Here is an 8,997-nt window from a genome sequence, read left to right as displayed (position 1 = left end):
CCCGGCCCCGGCGGTGGCCGGGGGCGGGCCGGGGGCCCGTGGGGGGGGGCGCGGGCCCGACGGCAGGCGGTCAGGCTTCGGGGCGGGTCTTGCCGTCGCGGGTTACGTCCACGAAGAAGCCCGTCATCTGCAGGGGCTCGCCGTGTTGGTCCATGGTCACTTCGCCGACCACGGCCACCGTGCGGGTCGTCCCGTCGGCCAGCAGGAGGCGGTGCCGGGACGTGAACGGTTCGCCGTCGACGCGGCCTCCCGTGAAGGCCTCCGGGGGCGCGGGCGGGGCCGCCGCGGCGAGCGGTGGGAGGGCGTCGTCCGGGTGTCGGAGCGAGAGCATCAGGCGGGTGGTCGGCCGCACGCTGTCCGGGGCGAGGCCGAGGATCCGGAAGGTCTCCGGCGACCACCACCACGCGTCGGTGCGGAGGTTCCACGTGTACGAGCCCGTGGCGACGCCGGGTTCGGCGTCGAGGGCCGGTACGACGCGGCGCGGCACCGGGAGGATCTCGGTGAGGCCGGTGACCTCCAGCAGCCGGACGACGCGCGGGCCGGCGGCCAGCAGGTCGAGGCGTCCGCCCGCCTCCTGGGCGCGCCTGCGGACGCGTAAAAGCATGTGGATGCCGCTGGAGTCCATGAACTCCACGGCACCGAGGTCGACCTCGATCCGCACGCGCCCGTCCGCGATCTGGCGGGCCATCAGACTTTCGATGCGCGGGCCGCTGTCCATGTCGATCTCACCGCCCACGTGGACACGCGCCCTGTCGGGCGCGGGGACGGTGACCCGCACCGTGAACAGGGGCGGGTTGACGCCCTTGGTCACCAGGGGCCTCCTCAGGTGTGTACCGGTTGCTCTCCCGGCGCGCGGAACCGCGGACGGACGGTCATGCGCGTGTGCGGTCGGTTGGTCGGACGGACGGGACCTGTGGCGGCAGGGTTGGTGACGCGCCCGATGCTACGCCTGAACGCCGCCGCGTAGGCGTACTTCGGCCGTGCTTCGGCCGTGGATCGACGGTTCGCGCGGCACGACCCTCCCTCCTCCCTGGGGAAAATATGCCATCAAATAGGTCTGATTCCGTGAAAAAGCCGATCAACCGGGGCAATGTCCGTCGAGGGGCGCGAAGACCCCCGCGAAGGAGGTCGGATGTCCGCTCACGATCACGCGCCCCGCCTGGGCGTCCTGCGCACCAAGCCGGTCGACGCGATCCTCGCGGAGAGCGGCCACGGCGGGGTCGACGGCAGCGAGGGCACGGGGCTCAAGCGGACTATGGGCTTGCTCACGCTGACCTTCTTCAGCGTCGGCGCGACCCTCGGCACCGGCATCTTCGTCGTTCTCAGCGAGGCGGTCCCCAAGGCCGGCCCCGCCGTCGTGCTCTCCTTCGTCCTGGCGGCCATTACCGCACTGTTCTCGGCCCTGTCGTACGCCGAACTCGCCGGAACCATCCCGGTCTCCGGCTCCTCCTACTCGTACGCCTACGCCACCCTCGGCGAAGGCATCGCCTGGGTCTGCGGCTGGTGCCTGCTGCTCGAGTACGGCGTCTCGATCTCGGCGGTCGCCGTCGGATGGGGCCAGTACGTCAACGAACTGCTCGACTCGGCGTTCGGCGTCACCCTTCCGGCCGCGATCAGCAATCCGCCCGGCGAGAGCGGCGGCGTCATCAACATCCCGGCCGTCATCGTGGTCGCGCTCGCGACGCTGCTGCTGGTGCGCGGCGTGTCGGAGAGCGCGAAGGCGAACACCATCATGGTGTTCATCAAGCTGGCCACGCTGGCGTTCTTCTGCGCCATCGCGTTCACCGCGTTCGACGCCGGCAACCTCTCGCCGTTCGCGCCGCTGGGCTGGGCCGGCATCAGCTCCGGCGCGTCGCAGGTGTTCTTCTCCTATATCGGCTTCGACGCCGCCTCGACGGCGGGTGAGGAGGCCAAGAACCCGCGCCGGGACCTCCCGTTGGCGATCCTGCTGTCGCTCATCATCGTCACCGTCGTGTACGTCGTGGTCGCCCTGGCCGCCCTCGGCGCGATGCCCTGGACCGACTTCGAGGGCGCCGAGGCCACCCTCGCGACCATCGTCAACAACGTGACCGGCGGCTCGTGGGCCTCGACGATCCTGTCGCTCGGCGCGATCATCTCCATCGCCTCGGTCGTGCTGACCGTGCTGTACGGCCAGACCCGCATCCTGTTCGCGATGGCCCGCGACGGCCTGCTCCCGCCGGTGTTCGCGAAGGTCGACCGCCGCACGCAGAGCCCGATCGCCAACACGCTGATCACCGGCGCGTTCGTGGCGACCATCGCCGCGATCTTCCCGCTCAAGTACCTCGCCGAAGCCACCAGCATCGGAACCCTGTTCGCGTTCGCGATCGTCAACGTCGGCGTCATCGTGCTCCGCCGCACCCGCCCCGACCTTCCGCGCAGCTTCAGCACTCCGCTGTTCCCGATCACCCCGATCGCCGGCGTCGGCTTCTGCGCCTATCTGATCTCCGAGCTGGACCGGAAGACATGGCTGGTTTTCGTCGGTTGGCTCGCGGTCGGCGGCCTTGTGTACGCGCTCTACGGCTACCGGCACTCCCGATGGCGCGACGCCACGGGACCGCAGGCATGGAACTCCGACGCCGGTGAGAGGGAGCCGAGATCGTGACCGGGATGCGCATCGTCGTCGGCTGTATGCCCGACGAACGCGGCGACGACGCCGTGGCCCTCGCCGGAGTGCTGGCCCGGCAGATGGGCGCCGGCCTCACACTCACCTACGTCCAGCCCGAGAGCCTGCCCGGCACCGGTGTCGGGGCCGTGGACGCCGAATGGTCCGGCTACCTGCGCGCCGAAGCCGCCGAGGTGCTCGACGGCGCGGCCCGCAGGCTCGCCGTGGTCGCGCCCGAAGTGCCGTACGACACCGCCGTGCACGCCCACCGGGGCAGCGGCCGCGGCCTCGGCGAACTCGCCGAGATGCGCGGCGCCGCGATGGCCGTCATCGGCTCCGCGCCCGGCGGCCGGTCCGGGCGGGTCGCCGTCGGCAGCACCGCCGACCAGTTGCTGCACGGCTCGCCGGTGCCGGTCGCGCTGGCCCCGGCCGGGTTCGCGGCGTCCGTGCCGTACCGGCTGACCCGCACCACGCTGGCCTTCCACCGCTCGGCGCGCTCCGTCGCGACGCTGACCTGCGGCCGCATGCTGCGCGACCGCCTCGACACCGAACTACGGCTGCTGACCGTGCTCGCGCGGCCCCGGCGGCTGCACTCCGGCAAACAGCACCACGGCGTCGACGAGCAGATGCTCCAGAGCGTGCGCGACCAGCTGACCGCCGACCTCGAGGCCGCCGCCGACGCCCTGGGGTCGCACGCGCCGGCGGCCTGCGAACTCGCCGAGGGCGACGACGTGCCGGGCGCGCTCTCCGCGGTCGACTGGGTCGACGAGGCGCTGGTGGTCTCGGTGAGCGACGCGGGGCCGCTGACCCGGGTGTTCGTCGGCGACGTGTCCCTGAAGATCATCCGCGCGGCACAGGTCCCGGTCGTGGTGTTCCCGCGCGGGGCACGGCTGGACGCCTGGCACGTATGAGGACGGGCCCGTAGCGGCGGCCGAACAGGTCGCCGCTACGGGGCCACCAGCTCCGGCTCCACCTCGGGCTCCGCCGGTGGCGTGTCCACGTCCCGGCGCGCCGCGCAGGCCTCCTTCGCCGGGGCCAGCGCGCGCCACCAGTCCTCCGGGTCCCGCTTGAGCTCGGGCTCGACGAACTCGCCCGGCTTCGGCACCACGACCCGCGCCCCGCGCCGCGCCGCCTCCGCGAGCGCGCGCTCGACCGGCGCGTGCCACGGGTGCGGCGCCAGGTCGAACGTCCCCCAGTGGATCGGCAGCATGACCGCGCCCGTCAGGTCGAGGTGCGCCTGCACCGCCTCCTCCGGGTTCAGGTGCACCTCCGGCCACGCGTCGCCGTACGCCCCGGTCTGGATCATCGTCAGGTCGAACGGCCCGTACGCGTCCCCGATGTCGACGAACCCCGGGAAGTACCCGGTGTCCCCGCTGTGGAAGACCCGGTGCTGCGCGCCCGCCACCACCCAGGACGCCCACAGCACCGTGCCCAGCACCCGCGCGCCGCGGTTGCAGTAGTGCCGTGCGGGCGTCGCGGTGAACTCCAGCCCCGCGATCTCGGTGGTCTCGTGCCAGTCCAGCTCGGTGATCCGCTCCTCCGGCACACCCCAGCGCGCCAGGTGCGCGCCGAGCCCCAGCGGCACCGCGAACTGCGTGTCCCGGCGCGCGAGCGCCTTCACCGTCGCCATGTCCAGGTGGTCGTAGTGGTCGTGCGAGATCACGACCGCGTCGAGGTACGGCAGTTCGGTGAACCGCAGCGGCAGCGCGTGCAGCCGCGCCGGGCCGAACGCCGCCGACGGCGAGCACCGCGTGCTCCACACCGGGTCGAACAGCACCCGCCGCCCGTCGATCTCGACCAGCACCGTCGCGTGCCCCAGCCACGTCGCCCGCAGCCCCGACTCGGGCCCGTCCGCGTAGTCCGACGCCGTACGCCACACCAGCGGGATCTCCCCGGCCGGCCGCCGCAGACCGGCGGCCTCGCGCACCTGGCGCAGCATCAGCCGCAGCGCGCCGTCCGTCGCCCGGCTGGTCGGCACCGGGTTGCGGAACGCGCCGTCGACGAAGTGCGGGGAACGGCGGACCCGCTCCAGACGCTCACCGGCGGGACGCGCGCCCAGAGCGGCCGGCCACTGGGGTGCGAAGGCTTGCGCGGTCACAACCTCTCCGATCATCGGGAATGCCCGGAGACTAACCGTCACCACAGACCTGAAACGTCGTCCGCGAGGACGGCCGATCCGGACCGCCGTCCTCCGCCTGGAGTAGCCGTGGCGGCCTTCGGGAGTAGTGCGTCCGTACGACCACCGGTACCTCAGCGGCTGTCGGCTCGGCCGCATAGTCTTCGTGGTGTCGCCGCACCTCATGACGCAACGTCAACTTGAGTGCGCCCCACCAAACTTCCCCTGGTCGAGGAGTATCCCGCGATGGCCGACAGCACGACGTACCTGGAACTGTCCGAGGACGGCGGCGGCTCGCACAAGTTCTACGAGGTCGTGGTCGCCGGCTCCGACGTGACGATCACCTACGGCCGCATCGGCGACCCGGGCAAGGCCACCACGACGCCGTACCCGACGCCCGAGAAGGCCGCCGCGGCCGCGGCGAAGAAGGCCGCCGAGAAGCGGCGCAAGGGCTACGAGGAAGCGGTCCGCGGCGTCCGCAAGCGCCGCACGGTCACCCGCCGCGCCATCCCCGTGTCGTCTTCGTCGTCGTCCTCGACCTCCAGGCGCGCGTCGGCCGCCGTCAAGCGCGCCCCCGTGCTGTGGAAGTACGACTCCGGCTCCGCGGCGTTCGGCGTCTTCGTCGACGAGCACCGCGCGATGGTCGGCAACGAGCGCGGCGACGTGTGGACGCTCACCCACGAGGGCGAGGTCACCAACCGCTACCAGCTGCCAGACGGCGTCAAGTGCATCGTCGGCGACGAGTCCTGGATCTACGCAGGCTGCGACGACGGCAACGTCTACGACATCGGCGGCAAGGCCCCGCGCGTCGCCTACGAGATCGCCGAGAACATCGACATCTACTGGCTCGACATCAGCGACGGCACCCTCGGCGTGTCCGACCGGAACGGCGGCATCACCACGATCGACCACGAGGACGAGTCCCTGTGGGCCGCGAACGGCGAGGGCACCGGCGCGTGGATGGTCCGCGTCGACGGCGACGGCGTCTACCACGGCCACTCGGCCGGCGTGGAGAAGTTCTCCGCCGACGGCACCAGCAAGTGGCGCACCAGGACCAAGGGCTCGGTGCTGTTCGGCTGGCAGGAGAAGGACGACGTCTACGCCGGCACCTCCGGCAACAAGGTGCACCGCATCCGCAAGAACGACGGCGTGATGATCGCCACCTACGACTGCGACGGCTCGGTCTTCAGCTGCGCGACCGCGGAGAACGGGCGGTACGTGTTCGCCGGCGACAGCTCCGCGTCCGTCTACTGCTTCGACGAGTCCGGCAAGCGGCTGTGGAAGCTCGGCACCGGCTGCGGCTCGGCGTTCTCGATGCAGTACCACGACGAGCGCCTGTACCTGGTGACCAACCAGGGGCAGCTCGCGTGCGTCGACGTCAGCGAGGCCGCGATCCACGCAGCCGAGCAGGGCACTGTTCCGCAGGTCAAGGACGTCAAGCTGGCGTCGCTGGACGCCGTCCGGCCCACCACCGACGTCGAGACCACCAGCGACGCGGGCACCGGCGTCGTCGTCGAGTGCGTCAGCGTCGGCGGCAAGGCGCGCGTGCACGTCGTGTCCGCCGGCTACCACGCCGACTGGAACGTCCAGTTCCCCAAGAACGTCCGCGAGGTCGGCGTCCGCTACGTCGTCGAGGCGGTGCGCGAGTCGGCGCAGGGCGGCTTCTACCGCGCGTCCGGCGAGATCAAGAAGCTGGTCTGAGCCGGGTCTCCCCGACACGGCGAAGGGCTCCGGCGCACCAGGTGCGCCGGAGCCCTTCCGTGTATGTGCCCGCCGGGCAACGGCCCGAAGGCCGCCGGCTCAGTGGTCGACGGTGTGCTTCTCGTCGGCCTTCGCCTTCGCCTTCGCCTCCGCGGCGGCGGCCTGCTGGTGCTTCGCCATCTCCGCGACCCGCTCGGCGTGCCGGCGCCGGAACAGCGACGGCAGGCTCGGCGCCTCCAGGAAGCCCTCGGCGCGCGCCGACGCGAGGCCGATGCGCGGCAGTTCGCTCGCCTTGCGGAAGCACAGGTAGCGCGGCTCCCAGATCGGCCGGTACTTCGCGTTCGCCCGGTACAGCGACTCGATCTGCCACCACCGCGAGAAGAACGTCAGGACGGCCTTCCACAGCCGCAGCACCGGGCCGGCGCCCAGCTTCGAGCCGCGCTCGAACACCGACCGGAACATCGCGAAGTTCAGCGAGATCTGCTCGACGTCGTGCTGCTTGGCCTGGCTGATCACGTCCAGGACCATGAACTCCAGCAGGCCGTTCTCCGACTCGCGGTCGCGGCGCATCAGGTCCAGCGAGATCCCGTGCGGGCCCCACGGCACGAAGCTCAGCAGCGCGCGCAGCTTGCCGTCGGCGTCGGTGCACTCGACCATCACGCAGCGGCCGTCGTCCGGGTCGCCGAGCCGGCCCAGCGCCATCGAGAAGCCGCGCTCGGTCTCGCCGTCCCGCCAGTGGTCGGCCAGGTCCAGCAGCTCGCTCATCTCCGCTATCGGGATGTCCTCGTGCCGCCTTATGCGCGTCGTGTAGCCGGCCCGCTTGACCCGGTTGTACGCCTGCCGGACCACGCGCATCGCGCGGCCGTCCAGCGTGAACTCCGAGACCTCGACGATCGCCTCGTCGCCCAGCTCCAGCGCGTCCAGCCCGTGCCGGGCGTAGATCGTGCCGGCCTCCTCGCTCGCGCCCATGACCGCCGGGACCCACGCGTTCTCGCGGGCCTCCTCCAGCCACGGCTCGATCGCGCCCGGCCACGCCTCCGGGTCGCCGATCGGGTCGCCCGACGCCAGCGACACCCCGCCGACCACGCGGTACGCGACCGCCGACTTGCCGCTCGGCGACCACATGACGGCCTTGTCGCGGCGCAGCGCGAAGTAGCCCAGCGAGTCGCGCTCGCCCCACTTGTCGAGCAGCTCGCGCAGCTTGACCTCGTCGTCCGGGCCCAGCAGCTCGGTGCCCTTCGGGGCACGGAACAGCACGTAGAGCACCAGCAGGAAGAGCGCCAGCGCGGCGATGTTGATGACGATGTCCGTCGCCCGCGGCACCGCGATGTTGTCGAACTGGTCGTCCCGGGCCAGCGTGAACACGCGCAGCACCGCGTAGTGGATCTTCTCGCCCATGCTCGCCTCGCCGATCTTGTCGGTCAGCGAGACCAGGGTGGCGCCCAGCACCACGGCGACCGCGAGGCCGCCGAGCAGCACGACGCCGGCCTTCACGACGTTGCCGCGCTCACCGCGGGCGTAGAACTCGCGGCGGCCGATCGCCAGGGCGAGGACCGGGATCAGCGTGATGCCGGTCGAGATCCAGTTGAACGCGTGGCGGCGGAAGTCGGGGTCGATCGTCACGGCCAGGACGTACAGCGTGAACGTCGGGATCAGCAGGATCGCGGTGAACACCCACGCGGCCCGCTTGCGGCGGTTGAGCATGACGGCGAGGAAGATCGCCAGCGCCGCCGTCGTGAAGCTGGTGGTCAGGAGGAACGGCGTGAAGAACTCGCCGGTGTCGTGCCGGCGGACGCGCGTGCGCAGCGGCACGGAGATGGCCGCGAAGAGGTCGAACGCCGCGACGATGCGCAGGTACCAGATGAGGACGCGGGCGGCGATGTGCTGCACCCGCTCCTGCCTGGTCGGCGCGTCCGCCGCGGTCTTGCCGGTTCCGCTGCTCACGAGGTCACCGCCATCACACGGACGGCTCCCGCGGCATCGGCGGCGGGAAGGCTGACCCACCCGCCCTGAGGCTGGATGAGGTTCATGCGGGACGGCTCCTCGGTGCGCGCGTGGTTGCAGGCGAATGCCCGGTACGCGGCGCGGTTTACCGGCCCGTCCGGGGGATTTGTCCGTACGGTCGTGGACCTACCGAGCGTAGGCCGCCGGACGGCCTCCGCTCGTGAGCACACAGGCGGACGTGACATCGTCCGCAAGGAGGATGCCGCATACGCCGGACGGAGCAGGTGTCGGGGTCTGTACTCGGACTGAAGCAGATCCCTGGTTGGCACCATTGCGGACATTCTCCCCCATATGCCGTGGCCTGGAGAGCAGCGCGCCTCCACCCCCACCGTGCACCCCCTGTGCACGGACACCGCTTGGGGGCTCGCCGGGAACCAAGCGGCCGGAGATTACGACGCACCCGACGAACGGAGGGTTGCAACTGATTTTCGGCGCACGGAAGCGCGCGCCCCCGCGGGCGCGCGCCGCTCGGCCCCCGACGCGCCCCGGGGGGGGGCGCCCCCCCCCCGGGGGCGGGGCGGGGCCGGCCGGGGGCGGGGTGGGAGTGGGAGGG

The 8,997-nt window shown here is 71.8% G+C and carries 6 protein-coding genes; 3 read left to right on the top strand and 3 right to left on the bottom strand.

Annotated features, from left to right (window positions below; translation table 11 throughout):
* Positions 1-70 precede the first annotated feature (70 nt).
* Positions 71-811: an anti-sigma factor antagonist gene (locus QI554_RS38220; RefSeq protein ID WP_281477146.1), complete on the bottom strand. Its 741-nt coding sequence runs from the start codon at positions 809-811 to the stop codon at positions 71-73.
* A 321-nt stretch (positions 812-1,132) separates the two neighbouring features.
* Between QI554_RS38220 and QI554_RS38215 the strand changes: the two genes are divergently transcribed.
* A complete protein-coding gene (locus QI554_RS38215) occupies positions 1,133-2,623 on the top strand; it encodes an amino acid permease (protein ID WP_281477143.1) in 1,491 nt (496 codons plus the stop codon).
* 5 nt (positions 2,624-2,628) lie between these two features.
* Positions 2,629-3,534 (top strand): universal stress protein, encoded by a 906-nt coding sequence (locus QI554_RS38210; RefSeq protein ID WP_281477148.1) that lies wholly within the window; start codon positions 2,629-2,631, stop codon positions 3,532-3,534.
* A gap of 35 nt (positions 3,535-3,569) precedes the next feature.
* On the opposite strand, the gene QI554_RS38205 is transcribed toward QI554_RS38210, so the two are convergent.
* A complete protein-coding gene (locus tag QI554_RS38205; RefSeq protein WP_281477142.1) occupies positions 3,570-4,721 on the bottom strand; it encodes an MBL fold metallo-hydrolase in 1,152 nt (383 codons plus the stop codon).
* A 264-nt stretch (positions 4,722-4,985) separates the two neighbouring features.
* Here QI554_RS38205 and QI554_RS38200 point away from each other — a divergent pair, with 264 nt between their 5' ends.
* Positions 4,986-6,440, top strand: a complete 1,455-nt coding sequence (locus tag QI554_RS38200; RefSeq protein WP_281477140.1) for a WGR domain-containing protein — start codon at positions 4,986-4,988, stop codon at positions 6,438-6,440.
* A 99-nt stretch (positions 6,441-6,539) separates the two neighbouring features.
* Here the strand turns inward: QI554_RS38200 and QI554_RS38195 are convergent, their stop codons facing one another.
* On the bottom strand, positions 6,540-8,384 hold the full coding sequence (locus QI554_RS38195) for a phosphatidylglycerol lysyltransferase domain-containing protein (RefSeq protein ID WP_425528130.1): 1,845 nt from the start codon (positions 8,382-8,384) through the stop codon (positions 6,540-6,542).
* Between the last annotated feature and the right edge of the window lie 613 nt (positions 8,385-8,997).

Origin of the sequence: Yinghuangia seranimata, from assembly GCF_029953285.1 — a bacterium.
Taxonomy (GTDB): domain Bacteria; phylum Actinomycetota; class Actinomycetes; order Streptomycetales; family Streptomycetaceae; genus Yinghuangia; species Yinghuangia seranimata.
This window is presented reverse-complemented; position numbering and strand designations above follow the sequence as displayed.

Bases quoted from the DNA above. Each gene is read 5' to 3' on its own strand.
- QI554_RS38210 (WP_281477148.1), top strand. From the start codon at position 2,629: ATGCGCATCGTCGTCGGCTGTATGCCCGACGAACGCGGCGACGACGCC.
- QI554_RS38200 (WP_281477140.1), top strand. From the start codon at position 4,986: ATGGCCGACAGCACGACGTACCTGGAACTGTCCGAGGACGGCGGCGGC.
- QI554_RS38215 (WP_281477143.1), top strand. From the start codon at position 1,133: ATGTCCGCTCACGATCACGCGCCCCGCCTGGGCGTCCTGCGCACCAAG.